The 15,198-nt window shown below is 38.2% G+C and carries 12 protein-coding genes and 1 pseudogene; 4 read left to right on the top strand and 9 right to left on the bottom strand.

Annotated elements, in window-relative coordinates; translation table 11 throughout:
• The first annotated feature begins 341 nt into the window (after positions 1 to 341).
• Positions 342 to 632 (top strand): hypothetical protein, encoded by a 291-nt coding sequence (locus ABDW32_RS09285; protein WP_343561658.1) that lies wholly within the window; start codon positions 342 to 344, stop codon positions 630 to 632.
• Positions 628 to 1,296 (top strand): TonB-dependent receptor plug domain-containing protein, encoded by a 669-nt coding sequence (locus tag ABDW32_RS09280; RefSeq protein ID WP_343561920.1) that lies wholly within the window; start codon positions 628 to 630, stop codon positions 1,294 to 1,296. The genes ABDW32_RS09285 and ABDW32_RS09280 overlap by 5 nt, the downstream gene beginning before the upstream one ends.
• A gap of 298 nt (positions 1,297 to 1,594) precedes the next feature.
• On the opposite strand, the gene ABDW32_RS09275 is transcribed toward ABDW32_RS09280, so the two are convergent.
• Positions 1,595 to 2,305, bottom strand: a complete 711-nt coding sequence (locus ABDW32_RS09275; RefSeq protein WP_343561656.1) for a TlpA disulfide reductase family protein — start codon at positions 2,303 to 2,305, stop codon at positions 1,595 to 1,597.
• A 77-nt stretch (positions 2,306 to 2,382) separates the two neighbouring features.
• Positions 2,383 to 3,381 carry a glycosyl hydrolase family 18 protein gene (locus tag ABDW32_RS09270; RefSeq protein WP_343561654.1) on the bottom strand — a complete coding sequence of 333 codons (999 nt, stop codon included), beginning with the start codon at positions 3,379 to 3,381 and terminating at the stop codon, positions 2,383 to 2,385.
• A gap of 369 nt (positions 3,382 to 3,750) precedes the next feature.
• Here ABDW32_RS09270 and ABDW32_RS09265 point away from each other — a divergent pair, with 369 nt between their 5' ends.
• On the top strand, positions 3,751 to 4,899 hold the full coding sequence (locus ABDW32_RS09265; protein WP_343561652.1) for a peptide-N-glycosidase F-related protein: 1,149 nt from the start codon (positions 3,751 to 3,753) through the stop codon (positions 4,897 to 4,899).
• Between the two features lie 68 nt (positions 4,900 to 4,967).
• Here ABDW32_RS09265 and ABDW32_RS09260 read toward each other — a convergent pair whose 3' ends face one another.
• Complete coding sequence (locus ABDW32_RS09260) at positions 4,968 to 5,795, bottom strand: glycerophosphodiester phosphodiesterase family protein (protein WP_343561650.1); 828 nt, start codon at positions 5,793 to 5,795, stop codon at positions 4,968 to 4,970.
• A 520-nt stretch (positions 5,796 to 6,315) separates the two neighbouring features.
• Positions 6,316 to 6,510 carry a hypothetical protein gene (locus ABDW32_RS09255; protein ID WP_343561648.1) on the bottom strand — a complete coding sequence of 65 codons (195 nt, stop codon included), beginning with the start codon at positions 6,508 to 6,510 and terminating at the stop codon, positions 6,316 to 6,318.
• Positions 6,511 to 7,654: 1,144 nt separating this feature from the next.
• Here ABDW32_RS09255 and ABDW32_RS09250 point away from each other — a divergent pair.
• Positions 7,655 to 9,796 (top strand): fimbrillin family protein, encoded by a 2,142-nt coding sequence (locus ABDW32_RS09250; RefSeq protein ID WP_343561646.1) that lies wholly within the window; start codon positions 7,655 to 7,657, stop codon positions 9,794 to 9,796.
• A 122-nt stretch (positions 9,797 to 9,918) separates the two neighbouring features.
• On the opposite strand, the gene ABDW32_RS09245 is transcribed toward ABDW32_RS09250, so the two are convergent.
• The 5 genes and pseudogenes from ABDW32_RS09245 to ABDW32_RS09225 form a co-directional block, all read right to left on the bottom strand.
• Positions 9,919 to 10,470, bottom strand: a complete 552-nt coding sequence (locus tag ABDW32_RS09245; RefSeq protein WP_343561644.1) for a glycoside hydrolase family 30 beta sandwich domain-containing protein — start codon at positions 10,468 to 10,470, stop codon at positions 9,919 to 9,921.
• Between the two features lie 14 nt (positions 10,471 to 10,484).
• The gene (locus tag ABDW32_RS09240) at positions 10,485 to 10,835 is read right to left on the bottom strand and encodes a hypothetical protein (RefSeq protein ID WP_343561642.1); all 351 of its coding nucleotides are present in this window, start codon (positions 10,833 to 10,835) and stop codon (positions 10,485 to 10,487) included.
• A gap of 1,062 nt (positions 10,836 to 11,897) precedes the next feature.
• Positions 11,898 to 12,323, bottom strand: a pseudogene (locus tag ABDW32_RS09235) (redoxin domain-containing protein); the annotation flags it as partial.
• Between the two features lie 202 nt (positions 12,324 to 12,525).
• Positions 12,526 to 13,380 (bottom strand): helix-turn-helix domain-containing protein, encoded by an 855-nt coding sequence (locus ABDW32_RS09230; protein ID WP_343561640.1) that lies wholly within the window; start codon positions 13,378 to 13,380, stop codon positions 12,526 to 12,528.
• A 127-nt stretch (positions 13,381 to 13,507) separates the two neighbouring features.
• Positions 13,508 to 14,815 (bottom strand): spondin domain-containing protein, encoded by a 1,308-nt coding sequence (locus tag ABDW32_RS09225; protein WP_343561638.1) that lies wholly within the window; start codon positions 14,813 to 14,815, stop codon positions 13,508 to 13,510.
• Between the last annotated feature and the right edge of the window lie 383 nt (positions 14,816 to 15,198).

Genomic DNA, 15,198 nt, shown 5'->3' with positions numbered 1-15,198 from the left:
TTATTTCTTCCAGCCATAAGCCCGCGTTCTAGTCGATAACTCGGTTCAGTAGCTCGGGATAGGACCAGGATACGCCTTTCATGGTCGAATAATTTAACCAGAACATTTTTTTTGTTTCATTTCGGGACAAATATCGACTCAAACCGTCTTACTACCATTAACGCCAATAAAATTCATAACTCTATACAAAATAAATAGACACATTAACCAATGACTAAATTAAAATTTCTCAGGGGTGCCCTTTTCATGTTAATGGCTCAAAAAAAGCCAGGGCGAGCAATCCACAATTACAGAATTTAGTGGTCAATAAACCTTTGCGGCTCCTCCTTTTCTTGGGCGGTATGAGCATTGCTGTACCTCTTCAAGCACAATCGCCAGATGATCCTCCGAAAAAGAAGCCAATTCTTAGCCATGCCGGAGTACAACAACAGTTACGTATCTCGGGTTCGGCCAAAGACAGCCTGGGCAACTATCTGCGGGGTACCGGTATATTTGTTAAAGATAATCCAAGCATAGGTACAACCACTGATCTAAACGGGCTCTGTGTATTGAATGTCCCTAAAGGTGCAATACTGGTATTTCGGATGGCTGGATATGCCATTCAGGAAGTAGCGCGACAGAAAAACGATTGACGTCATACTCCGTGAATCAAATCAAGCGATTGATGAAGTTGTCGTCACTGCCTTTGGGCAACGTTCAAAGAAAAGTGATATCATCGGATCCGTATCCTCCATCAGTCCTAAAGAGCTGCGCGCGCCGGTAAGTAACCTGACAACAGCCTTGCAAGGTAAAATAGCTGGAATTGTATCTTTTCAAAGGAGCGGAGAACCAGGGGCTGACAATGCCGATTTCTTTATTCGGGGCGTAGGTACTTTTGGAGCCAATAATAGGTCCCTAATTTTAATTGACAATATCGAGGTAAGCGCTGATGTTCTTACCCGTTTGCCGGTGGACGACATTGAAAATTTTTCAATCTTGTGGGATGCCACAGCTGTTTACGGATCCCGCGGTGCTAATGGTGTTATGCTCGTGACAACGAAAACAGGACGTGAAGGTTCGGCTAAGATCAGTTTTCGCACTGAACAACGCATTTCGACGCCCACGCAAAAATTAAAAATAGCTGATCCCGTTACCTGGATGAAAATGTTCAATGAGGCTGTAACCACCCGCAACCCCTTGGATCTCGAACCCTATTCACAAGCTAAAATTGAAAACACCCAGGCCGGAAATGCCCCCATCGCCTACCCCGCTGTGGACTGGTTAAATGAATTGACCAGGCAAAGCACGACCACCTAGAACTATAACCTCAATATCTCAGGTGGGGACAGGTGGCAACATATAATGTCAGCGCCAACTTTACGAACGATAATGGGCTCTTAAAAATAAATCTATTAAACAATTTTAACAACAATGTCAACTTCAAACCTTACTCAAGGCCTATCTGGTTTACCCTTAATTTTCAATTGATGGTAGTCAATACGCTCAGTACCTCGTAAAATAGTTTTCGTTACCGATTGTAAAAAAATAGGCGCATTAGCATGTTTTATTAACAATTCGTTACCAAACATGCTCGCTTTTTTTTCGTCGATATATGTTAAAAGTGCATATTTCCATCCGATATATATATATCCATGTCATACGGTATACTCTCCAAAAATTTATCATTCAAACCAAGCGCGCCTTCAAAATTTTTAGAATTCAACATTTTCTTAAAATCCTTATTCATAAGTTTAGCTGCTTTTTTACGGGCGGCCCATACACTATCTATACCCGCTCCACTATGCGCATTCAATTTGCCTTCAACTGATAGTTTCATGGCTTCTTCAAGTCCCATAAGAGGGTGGCCGATCCATCCGACCTTACCATCACTATTGATCACAAAGGCAACTGGTATTCTAGGATTATAGAGAGGGCGAATCCAGTTATCTGCAATAAGGCCTGGTTTAGCATACCCCACAGCATCGTCCATCATCTTCCCAGACCTTTCGACAAATTTCTTCGGCAGATTAACATTATCATAGGACTCAGAAGCCGTAATACTAATAATGGGGATTTGCTTATACTTTTGAGCCAAAGACGGCAAATGTGGCATAGCCTGTATACAGGGGCCGCACCATGTCGCCCAAAACTCGACGACGTGTGTTCTACCGTCAGAAAGATTTACATCAGCGCTTCCCTTCAACCATTGATCAATAATAACTTGGGGAGCGGGATCTCCGGCCTTTAACTTAAAAGGGTTAACATCCTGTGCTAAGGTGATTGAACTATACAAGCCAGCAATAAACAGTGCTAATATTTTTCTCATACTTTTGAAATTTTAATTTTTCTTTTATTCATACAATTCTATGGAAAGGCCCAAAAGCTTAGCCTGCCCCATGCGCATTACCAATCCTTCCGGTGAACAATTTCATCATAGACGAGCTCATCATTAAACAGTGATTTCGTCATCAATTGTAATTGGTGCAATTGATCATTGAAATTTCCGCGGGTTTGATCCAATGCAAATATCATATGTGTCCCATTACCGTTACTTTTGATAGACTCATAATTATTTAAAAAATAACCACGTGCAAATTCTTCGGAATCAGTACCATAATGTGTGTTGGGCACACCCGGAAATCTTTCCAAACCAACATTAGCAAAGTAATCGTTTACGACATAGTCAATGTATTCTCCCGCCTCTGCTTCCACCAACGCATTGCTACCGGAAAAGTCATTCGTCCGGCTGTAGGCATATACAATATTTATTCTGTCCGGCATCGCCTTTTTGATTTCGTAAAATAAACGGGCAGCAGCTTTATTTGAAGGGGACACAAAGCCTGCAGGTGGCGGATATTGGTAGTTTGAATATTCATCATCCAACATAATACCATCTAATTGATAGGTCTCGCATACCGTTGCAAGTTCCTTTGCAAAAGACTTCGCATTTTTATCGGACAAATTAGCAACTCCAGAGCGATCGTGATTTCCCAAGATACTAAGTACGACTTTAGTACCTCGATCTTGCAATGGTTTGATGTATTTCATTCTATTTTCCAATAGATGTTTAACATTCTCGTTAAGATGAGCATACACTCTTCCAGCCTTTTCATCATAATTAATATTGGCCGAAAAAAGAACGACAATATCAAATAAAGGCTTGTTTTCCTTCTTCAATTTAAAACTTGTATGGAGCAACGGATTGGTATCATTGGCTTCGATAATACTAATGATCTTCATTCCGGTCTTTTTGTCCGCATTTGCCTTTACCTCAATAGATGGCGGATCGACAGGCTCAATTTGAACGAGATCCTTTTTACAGCCCGTCAAAGCGAATGTAAGAGATACCATCAGACAACATCTGCTGAAAGTAAGTGATTGGTTGTTTTTACGTATATTCATAATTTTTGTTTTAATTTTCCAAGTAATTTTAACCGGTTCGTATAAAAAAATAAATCGCTTAGACATGAGTCATTCTTATCCAAGAAGACGGTCACATGATCTATTTGTCCCCAAAAAAAACGTTCATAATTTAAAAGCTGTTTCATTTTTCAACAATCCTGTCCACAGGCCACAAAAACACTTCTCGGGTATTATCTAATAATCTTTATTTACTCCAGCATTCAATTCAATAACAGATTATTTTAAATAAAATGGGACAATTTTCTTAACAAACAGTCTTCATTATATGCATGTAAAAATCCAAGACAAAATCTCTAAACATGGATTTATTACGAAATCATTATTTATAAACTAAAATCGTCAGACATTATGAAAAAAGTATTATTTTTTATCTTCGCGATGGCCGTAGTCGTCCTCTCTTGTAAACGGATTTCCATGGAGGCTGTTGAACCGGAAAAAGAGGCTCAAGGAACGCGACAGCAATTAGAGATTGTTCCTAATTCAATTCAGATCGCGGACCAGGCAGCATTCTACGGATTTTACACCTCCGAAGATCAATGGGGTAAATGTTCCATACTTTCTCCCAATACCATTCGAATCAGCCAGACCAACTATGTCAGAAAATTAACAGAGGAGGAAAAGAATAAGATTGGAGATTCAATTTCTTTTCGCATAGAACTGTATGCTGCATACGATGAATGGGACAGAAATGCAAATTCATGGTATTTTAAACTACCCAAGGGGACATCCATCACAAAGGACACTGATTTTAAAAGTATTGGAAGATTCCCCTTGATCATTTATACTACCCCTTATTTTTATTACAAAGACCGATTCAATCATATTACCTATCAGCGTAATATTAGCGCCTATGCGCAAGACTTACGTGATCCGAAGTCAGATATATATATACAGTATGAAGTTGGGGCAAATCCTCAGAAATACAAGACAGATAGTATCCCGTATTGTGACCAGCCGGGATTTAAGGCAGATCTATTCATAGATACGAAAGACGCAGGAACAATTGCTAATCAGGAAAAGGACATCTATGTACCATTGATAAGTCGTAATTTACAAAAAGGAGAAGAAAAGCTATCCTTTAGTTTTGAACTTAAAGAGGATCTGGAGAATGGCTACATCTTATATACTTCCAGTGGCCATGGTGATTTGGAAGAGGCTAGAACGAGACAACATAGCCTTTCATTGGATGATAAAGTAGTATCAAATTTTGACTCGAAGATATCCTGTAAACCCTATGATTATTATGACAAGATCAATCCTCATGGAAGAATATGCCCTACCTGTACATGGAGATATCCGACGAGAAACTGGTGTCAAGGTGGTGAAATTGTACCTCGACGCATCAATATCGGAAACTTATCCAAAGGTCAGCATACGCTTTTACTCAATGTAGAGAAATTGACCGGTGAACTCGAAATAACAGGGGTTAATCGGGTCGCCGAATTAAAAGGTTATCTGAGTACCAATATGGTCATTATTGGAAGCAAGAAAAACTAATCAGCTTGAAATTAAATTCTCAGTTATCCCCCCACAAGTTGATGATCAAATTTGTGGGGGGATACTTATTATAAAGCCAAAATTTCCATTAGTCGTTGCGGCTCGTCGGTAGTAATAAAATCTACTTTCTTATTAATCATATTTTTCATCTTAGATTCATTGTTAACAGTCCAGACATTAACCTTCATTCCTTTTTTGTGGGCATCTTTTATCCAATCGGGGCGAAGGGACAATACTTGATACGAATAACCAATACCGTTGATTCCTGCTTTGAAGACTGTTTCGGGAGATTTATCGCCCCCTAGGTATTGAATATTTGCTTCAGGCGCAATTCTATGTATTTCCTTACACACATTGAAATTAAAGGAAATAAAATCCGTTATATCTGCTACATCCAGTCGTTTTACCATTTCCACAGCTTTTGTGGCGACTGCAAGTGTCCGCTTTTCTCCAGCTTTACTTTCTTTTATTTCAAGTATAAGACGCATTCCACTAAGCTCTCTGCCTATTTTAATATATTCCTCCAAAGTAGGGATATGCTCCCCATTCGAGAGTTTTTTTTGCAGTAGCTCATTATAATTCCTTTTAGAAATATCCAAACCCTTGAAATTATTATCATGGTTTACGACAAGCACACTATCTTTGGTATACTGCACATCAAATTCAGATCCATAAACCTGAAGTTTATGAGCAGCTTTCAAGGCTGAAATGGAATTTTCCGGGATCTCATCCTTATTCCATGCACCTCTGTGTGCTATTACTTTAGGCGCAATCCCGTCGATCGGCTCTAATTTAACCACTTCGTTTTTACATCCATTGAATTGCACCGCTAAAAAAGCGATTGAAATTCCATAAACAGCTCGCTTTGCCACTGTTTTCCATTTGTAATTTTCCATCTGTATTGATTTTAAATAGATTTTTTTGTCATAACAATGATGACGGTTGGAGATCGATTTTATCCCAAAAAAATATTATTTTAATAGTATTGTGCAGTATCTTAGGGCGGATCTACGCTATGTATTGACTAATACTCTTTAAAAAAAGTAATGAACAATCGGAATTGATTGTTTGAGTCTAACCATCTTATTACTTATCTAAATTGAATATTTAGATATGGCAATAAAATCTGAAAGAAAAGGTCGTCAGGAAGTAAATACTCACGACCACAATCTAATTAAAATATTTATTAAACAAACTAACAAGTAAGACTGTTATGGAAACGTATTGTCCCTATATATTAGGAAATTTCTAACAATTCCTTAAGGTAAGAAAGGAGGTAAAGAAGCTCTCAATTATCTAAAGCAACATTCATCTTCTAAATATACCAGAACTTTTACAGATTTGCCATTTTAGTCAATAAATGTAATCTTCTTTTTGAATAACTGATAGGATTTGCAGAAAGTAACTATACGGATCCTAAGCCCAGTCCAAACGATAATTTTGATAGCTTGCCCCAATATTTGTACGCAAGGAGAGGCGGTCCTCGGTAAAGGTATGCTTCATACCAGCAATCAGATATAGTTTTTTGGATGTGTTGTCTCCTCCGATAATAGTCAAATATGGAAGCATATAAACCCCAGGTGCCCGCTTATCAGTCGCTTCACTATCCATGTTCAGATAACGGGCGATAAAGCTTCTAAAGTTTACAATTTACATAGAGTGCTCTTCATCATTCAAAAGTTAGTACAATACGGGCCCTTTCATAGAACAGACCCCATATTTTTGTTATTTTCTTCAAAATAATTAAGGTTACCCAGACACAGTGCTTTCCATTGGCATTTTTCGACAAGGGCTTTAACGCCATCTAAAAAATAATATTTATTAAAGGCGAACATTCTCAAAATAAATATCGCTTAAGCTCTCTTTGCAAAATCTATCTCCAGTTGCCAAAAATAGAAATCGACAATAGCTATTTAAATCACGGATAAATTTTATTAATACTTCTTTTGAATACCTACCATGACTTTAATTAGTTAATCCAAAGCTAACAAACAAATAGAAAGGTTTTCCTGTTTGTGTGTTTTTCAACAATTAATTTATAGCATGGCTAAACAATTACTACAGCATTATTTACTCCATACTTTCGCCAGTTAGACGACGATTATTAAAAATTGTCGTCTAACAGTTGTTTTTATAACCAAAGAAAATAAAATATCGAAAAAACAAATTTGAATCCCTTAAAGCCACTAAAATTTCAATGCATTTGTTGTCCCTCTACACAAGATGAAAGGAATATAGCATACAACTTCCCGAAAAGAAGTATAATAAACATCAACCCAGCTACACACCCTACATTAGTAGTACACATATCAATTTTTAAAACACTCGCCCCCCTATACACCATACACACATAATACAAGTATACAGACCCAGCACATACTACTCACAACCAACTATTTTCTTTTCTATATTCGCCCAAAGTATCGTCTATATATGGCTGCAAGTAATCGACAATAAACATTTGCCACAGCGTCGATTAATGACAGTTTATGACCCGAGACTTATACGGTATAATGTCCAACACATCAAATTTATTAATTTATTTTAATCGGTTTAATTATAAAAAGTTAAAGAAATCAATCCGAGCTATTAGTCTAGGCCACTATATAGCTCAAGAAAGAATGAATTTATTCTCTCATATACAGATATACAGGCTGAGAATCAATATCGAGTGAGCTTCTAACTGTAGATCTCTCAACTGCTAAAAAAGGAAAAAATCTTCAAATTTTAATTAAAAAAAAACAAAGTACGAACAATGAACAGACAAAAATTTTTAAAGTGTTCCACTTGGATCTTATTACCACTTTTTCTTTTGGTTATTACCTTCTCTTGCCGTAAGGATAATGATCAAGCACAAACTATCAAAGGTGGGGTTGCTGTAATAAAGATGAATTTAAAAGGCATTGATGATGGCAGCGGACGCGATAACCAGCTCCAATCAAATAGCATTAGTACGACATCAGCCAGTAACTTTCCCTCTCAAAAAGAAAATTCAACAGAAGTAGCACGTATCCCATTAGAGGATGATTACTATCTAATTGCAACAGCAACAGAAGGCGATCTCAGTTCAGATAATAGTGCAGCTCAGCAACTGAAAGCTTCCGGAGGATCGGTGACTGTTAAAAACACGAAAACAATTACCAATGGTAGCAAATTTCGCGTTCTCATATACGATGATAAAAATATCTTGGTTGACCAAAAAGTTTATACGGCAGGTAATACCAAACCGGACGACCATAAGGAACTTCAACTAGAAGGCGGTAGTACCTATAAATTTATTGTTTATTCCTATAATACAACGGAAATTCCTCCAGCAATTAGTGCTTCCGATCCAATAGTGGATGTTTCAGGCAACAAAGACCTACTTTATTTTACGAAACAATTTACTGTTTCAGGCGAAACAGTAAATAATCTGGACATCGTATTTAAGCATAAGTATTCAAAAATCAATCTTAATATAAATTCGGAGGAAATCGGGCCTATCACCAAAATACAGGCCAGCTTTACACCGCATTATGTCAGCAATAGCATCAACCTTCTGACGGGCATGATTGATTATGATAAAACTGCGGTCAATCTACCTATAGATAACTTTACTGGTATTAATACTACGACACTCACAGCTTCAAAGCTCTTAGCCACACCAACAAGTGTCGATTCGGCAACGTTGGTGATTGCTTCGCTTACCGCCGGGGCAACAGCACAAGTCAACAAAACCGTCAAGTTTGCAATAAGGCCTGGTGTTGAAACCACGATCGATTTTCGTGTTTCCAGAATTGCCACAGTTAATATTCAGCAAGTCGCTAGCGGAGAGTTTCATACATTAGCCATCTCGGCCGGCGGTGAGGTATATGGTACTGGCAAAAAAACTAATGGATCAATGGGGGCGACAAAGGGATATGATTATACTACAGGATTTTTCGGAATCGGTGCTGACCAATATTTTTTGTCATTTCGTAAACTTATTGGACCAACAAATATAAAACGCATAGCGGTAGGCACCGAATCTTCATTCGTTCTAACGAACGATGGTGAACTCTATGCTACAGGGTGGGGAAACTCTGGTCAGTTAGGTCTAGGCAACACAAAAAAAATAAATAGTTTTACAAAAGTTAATTTCCTAGGGGGAACAATCAAAGATGTGGTAGCCGGTTTTAGATCGACCTATATCCTCACAGAAGACGGTCAAGTATTTGCTACAGGGCGTAATGTGTCGGGTCAATTGGGACTAGGGGATGTTAAAGACAGGAATAATTTTATCAAAGTAAATAGTCTTGACACCTATAATATTGTCGAAATCGCCACGGGTTACGATCATACCATTGTCAGAACAGCAGATGGCAAAGTCTTGGGATCCGGTTTGGACACTAGGGGTCAACTAAGCGGCATTGGTGACCAAACAGTTTTCAAGGAAATTCCTGTTAAAGAAAAAGCAAAAGGTATCAGTACAGGTACAAATCACTCTTTTGTACTAGGAACTTCAGGAAAGGTGTATGCTACAGGACAAAATTCAGAAGGACAATTGGGTATTGGAAATACTACAGATCAGAAAGAACTTATCCAAGTAACCTCCGTTAACGAAAGTGTAAAATTAGTGCGCGGGTTCAATTCACATTCATTCATATTGACCACTACAGGACGATTATATGGAACAGGAAATAACGCAGAAGGTCAGTTAGGCACTGGTGATAATATTTCTAGTAATAAGTTTAGCCGTACAGCGACTTTAGACAAATATTTCTTCACGGATATATTAATTGGATCCGGTTCAAGGGCCACCATTGTCACTAGCACCAATGGAGACATTTTTGGTACCGGTTACAACTTAGGTGTACTCGGAATAGGCAGCCGTCCCAACGTAAACACATTTAGAGTACTGCCACTAAAATTAAAATAACAAATATAAAAAATTGGTGTTGATATATCTCTCTATGCTGTTATTTAGATTTATGTCCTAACAGTTGATAAGTTCATTTTAGCACACAGTTTCCGGATGAGAGTAGGTTCTTATCCGGTTTTTTACCTACATTTTTTCCCTTCCAATGTACTCACACTCATCGCTGGGATCTTCACGTTAAATACGCCGTTTTTATCTGCGGCTATTTTCCCGGCTAATCCCCAATGTTGAATAGTGTTGTCCGTTGTTTGATAATTTGACAAATCTCCACTCATAAATCCAGATAAATTGATCTTCAAAGGGATTTCCTTACCTGTAGGATTTGTGACAACCAATACAAACTTACTCGTCTGCGGATCCCTGTAAGCCGAGGTAAGCAGACCAAAATCATTTGTAACAGTGATACCAATCCTTTGGTAATCTTTCCGTATAAATCGAGAATACAGCCCCATTACATCATATAGCTTGGGGAATGTCAAAGAGCCACTTTCCGGTAGATGCCATATTAAAGCTTCCGTGTTTTTTTGATATGCCATGCCTAACCACCAGACATAAGCATTAGCGTTAATTGTTGTCATAAACTTATGCAAACTTACCGCTAGTTTCATGCTCGTCTTCATACTACCATCTGTACCGCCACCTCCGGTGATACCTGCCTCTGAAGCTTCTGTCATCCAAATTGGCTTTTCTATATTTGTATGCGCACTGTTCCCGGCCCCTTACTCTTCAAGTCAATTCGAGCATCAATGCGTGTCGAATCTATTTTCATATATAATGGCGGTGTCCATGTACTCGCAAACATGATTGGTACTTTGTATTTATTTGCTGCCTGTTTTAGTATCCAATACTGTCCTATTTCATCTCTCTTGAAATCAGGCAGTCCATTAAAGATTGTTTTATTAACGTTATCCAGATCTTTTGGTATCCCTTGAGGCCAAATAGAAACTTTACCGGTTTTTTCATCAAAATTGTAGGTATGAATGACTTTTCCACGTATAATATTGAGTTTAAGTCCATTTTCGCCCCATAATAGGTCCATGATACTATCCCGTTTGCTCGATTCAAACAAAGCTGCTGACCGCCCAGCAAATGCTCCAAAACCATCGATGCGCTGATACGTATCATTCTAATTTATGGTCACCATCGAATTCGTCTCAAGCATTGCTTCGGTGGCTGTTTTTTTACAGGCAGTCGCTAGCGCAGCCACAATCATCAAGCATGTCAATTTAGTTCTACTTTTATTCATTACAGTTTTATTTAACATCAAAATTGGTTAATAAACTTGCTGCATTTCCAGTAATTCTATTAAAGATTACAGCATCTATTTCAATAAATTTGACTTTTTCTTTGTACCATTAACCTCCGCACTCCTAAAAGCGTATTATTATTTTAATAGGTTTAAAATAATGTATTTAAGAAATATCAAAAAAAACTTTAATTTCTCCCACGCTCAAGTTGTTTTTTTTTCTCCCTAATATATTTTCTAAGCCAGGAAACTACAACTCGCCTGTCGGTTATGTGATATTTATCCATTGCCTCCTCCATCCAGAGCTCGCCATTAACAATCGAATTAACGACACTTTCTTTGATCTTTTTGGAGTAACGCATAATCTAATTGTTTTTATTTACCATTCCTTAACCACGCCGTAAAAGCCAGTTTCTTAGGTTGACGAGTAAAAATCAGATTTGTCCCAAAAAAATTTATTTAAGTATCCAAAAAACGTGGGAAGGGACCATGAATTAGGCTTTTAACCACTTCATTGCATGCGCTCAACAAGAGCGCTCCTTTATAGCGGAAAAAGTAACAAATAAATTATCCCATTTATTTTAATATAAACCTTCGTTGAGATGGCACAAGTCCTAAAAGCGCATCTGACATATTATAACTACAATTGGCAATTTTTGGACAAAGTTGGGGATTTGGTGCCTACGGATTTAATAATGGATCGGCTCCAAAGTTACACAATTTATAAAGAAATGATTCAGGAATTGAATCCGTCAAAATAAGTCCACAGAGACCTAAAAGTTCAATCCATAAAGGAGACATCCAAACCGACTGGACGCCGCCTTAAATTGATTGATGTTAAACAGCGAGATAAAATTAGAGTTCTGGATAAACCTCTTTAGCAATTGCTTTTAATAATCCCGGATTTATCCGTTGTTTAAAGTCCGGATTAATATATTCGTAATGGATCTTACCCATTCTATCCACGATAAAAATCGAAGGTACAGGCAACAAAAGATCTTTATCCCAGCCGCCTGTAGTTTTAGGTAGCATATCCCAGTATTGTTTAGGTGCCTTATAAGCAATTCCAAACTGCTTCGCAGCATTCAAGTCTGCATCAGAGAGGAGCGTGTAGGTTAAGGATCTTTCCTGAATGGCTTTATCTAATCCAGTTGGACTATCTGTACTGATGGCAATGAGCTGATAACCGATTTCATTTAGTTCGGGTAATAGTTCCTGTAGAGCAGACAATTGTTTTGTACAGTATGGACACCATCCGCCACGATAAAAAACAAGTACTGAAGGTTTACTTGTTACAGCCTGATTTAGGCTAAAATCCCTACCCGAAAAATCTTTAAGATTTACTGGGGAATCATCTCTCCGATCAACAAAGGATGAATGTCTTCCGCCCGGGCGGGATAACCCGCAGTTGCCGTTGTCTGTGCCCGTGTATATTGCATTGTAGAAATAAGAGGCAAAAGAATTAAAAATAATATTCGTATTTTTATTTTTTGTTTGAGATTAACATATCTTCACGAAAACTCGAGATACTAACACCTGTATGCTGTCTGAAAAAACGGCTGAAATGTGCTGGACTAACAAAACCGAGCAAGTATGCCATTTCCTTGGCCGACTTATCGGTATAATTAAGGAGACGTTTAGCTTCCAAAATAATCCTATTCTGTATAATCGTAGAAGGTGGGGGGAATCGTAGCAATGCAAATACATTCGAGAGGGTCTTGGGAGATTTATTGAGTTGGCCCGCATAAAACTTCACTTCATGCTCCATTTTAAAGTTGCTTTCCACCAACAAATTAAATTTTCTCAAAAGATCCAACCGATCGTCACTAATTAACGCACTGTAGGCGGTCTGCTTCCTAGCCAATCGTGTGGTACTTATAATGATGCGCTTGAGTAATGTTCGTAACATTTCACTCTGCATACGGTCCCTGACAGACATATCTTTTTGACAAAAGCTTTCGATTAGTTTGACATCAGCAATATCGTTTTCAGAAAGTTTTACAAACATCGGATTGGTAATTCCATAGAACAGGAAACCCACACACCCGACCTCTGCGTCGTGGTCTACGATACAATAGAATTCGCGATTGAACTGCCAGGCAATCAATTCGCTGGGTTGCTTAAATCTAAAATATTGATTGGCCATCAAAGGTAAAACCGTATTCTTCGGAAAAACGTAACGTACTTCGTCTATTATTGCTTCCTGGTCCTCGCAGAAATTAAATACGATGGAATTAATAGTGTCTTCCCGAAAAGCACTTGATTGAGTAAGCATTTGCCTATCATTTCCCAAAAGAAATACTTCTTTGGTTTTTTCATTTTTAAATTCCCATCTCATAACGACTAGATTTCTTAAAAATTAACAGCAATATAAGGAAGATAAACAATTTGTAATGAAACAAAAGAATATAACGGACAGCATTAAGTTTGAAGCCTATGGCTATCCGTTATAGCGTTCAATTTGGTTAATGGAGTGTTACTTTAACGATATTTGGTAGTGTCGTAAATGCATTCGGGTTGGGGACAGCTTTAATAGGTTCACTTTGTGTTAAAGACATTCCCGGTAAATCGACACGTATATTCGCGCCCGGATACTGGTCTTTTTTTGTTCCATTATCGTATAGCGCAATCATGTTAGAAACATCTCCTTTCTGCAATGCATCTATTCCATTTCCCTTTGTAGCAAAAAACCAATCATTACTTAAACCATACATGGTGGCTATCGCTATTCGGTCACCTTTCGACACCTCTAATTGTTGCATTACTTTTCCACCTGCATTGGTACCTACTTGAGGTAATAGCACCGTACTGGTCACTGCTTTTAATACATAGACCTGTTTTACACCGGTTTTGGTTTTAAGTACAGTAGCAAGTTTATCGGCGTCGCCCATCTGCGCAAGATCGCTCAACCCTTCGCCTCTATCTTTTTCACCTTCCTTGTAGAACGGATTATTATTGCCTGAATAGACAACGACCAGTACGGGTGAAAGTGGTGTAAAAACTCCAGTCATACTTTGTAAATAGGTATCCAACACCGTATTATCACCCATTTCAGCAATATTCGTTAAACCATTTGCAGTAGGCTTTCCAGAAGTATAGATCGGCATTTTATTCAAGATGTCCCCTCCGGGTGCATAGGAAACAGTCCAAACACCCGGACTAAATGGTGTTTCGTTGGGTGTACCACCACTTTTATTCTCAATAGTCAACGTAAACCCTGAATTACCAGTGTACTTCAATGTCGCTTTCATTAATTGTGATGCAGCCAGATAGGCATTACCTTGGGCATCTGTTCCTTTCACTTCCATCACATTTTTTGCAGTGGTTTCTGCGACCCCTGGGTGCGTTACTTTCATCCCTGGAGATTGATTGATACGGGTTCCATTGTCCCATAGTTTAATCTGCGCCGACACATCTCCAGTAACAGGTGTGCCATCGGCATTATATAGGTTAATTCCAGGGTTTTCCGGAGCAAAAAACAAGTCATTACTCCAACCATACATGGTAGCAAATGATAATGCCTGCCCTGCGCCAGCATTAAAACTAAAACTAACCGAATGTCCCGGAAGAATCACTGGGGGAGTTCCAAACCCTTTAAAAGTTCCTGATTGCACCAATGGCTTGCCATCCAAAACATTCTCGATGCTGATGGTGTTTTTGGGACCGACCTGTGATCCCGCCATATTATCGTCATCACTACAGGAAACTGCAAGCATACCCATAAAAAATAATGATGTTAATGATACCCTCTTGATAGCTGTAATCGTTCTCATAATAATATATTTAAATTTATAAGAACAAAGCTAAGTGCGAAAACGCTATCGGGAAATATCGGCATTTCCCGATATGATACCTAAATTTCCCGAAATAAGTCTATCATTAGATTGCATTTATTACTTAAGACTTTTAGACGGACACTTATGTCGAAATTTTGATACCATGCAGGTCAATGATGTACTTCCTGTGCGGTATAGTAACCTTTCAAGATTTGCAAAGAATTGATATTCGTTGTCTGATGCATCTATACCCAGCCCCAGCTCGGAAATGTTATTTTTTCTTAGGACAAGCAGGCAATTCAGCCGTCAACCCTGTTGAGGATTAAATAACATTTAAAAAATTCTATAATGAAAAACATTAGAATATATCAACCGTATGA

Source organism: Sphingobacterium sp. (genome assembly GCF_039596235.1).
In the GTDB taxonomy this organism is placed as follows: Bacteria; Bacteroidota; Bacteroidia; order Sphingobacteriales; family Sphingobacteriaceae; genus Sphingobacterium.
This window is presented reverse-complemented; position numbering and strand designations above follow the sequence as displayed.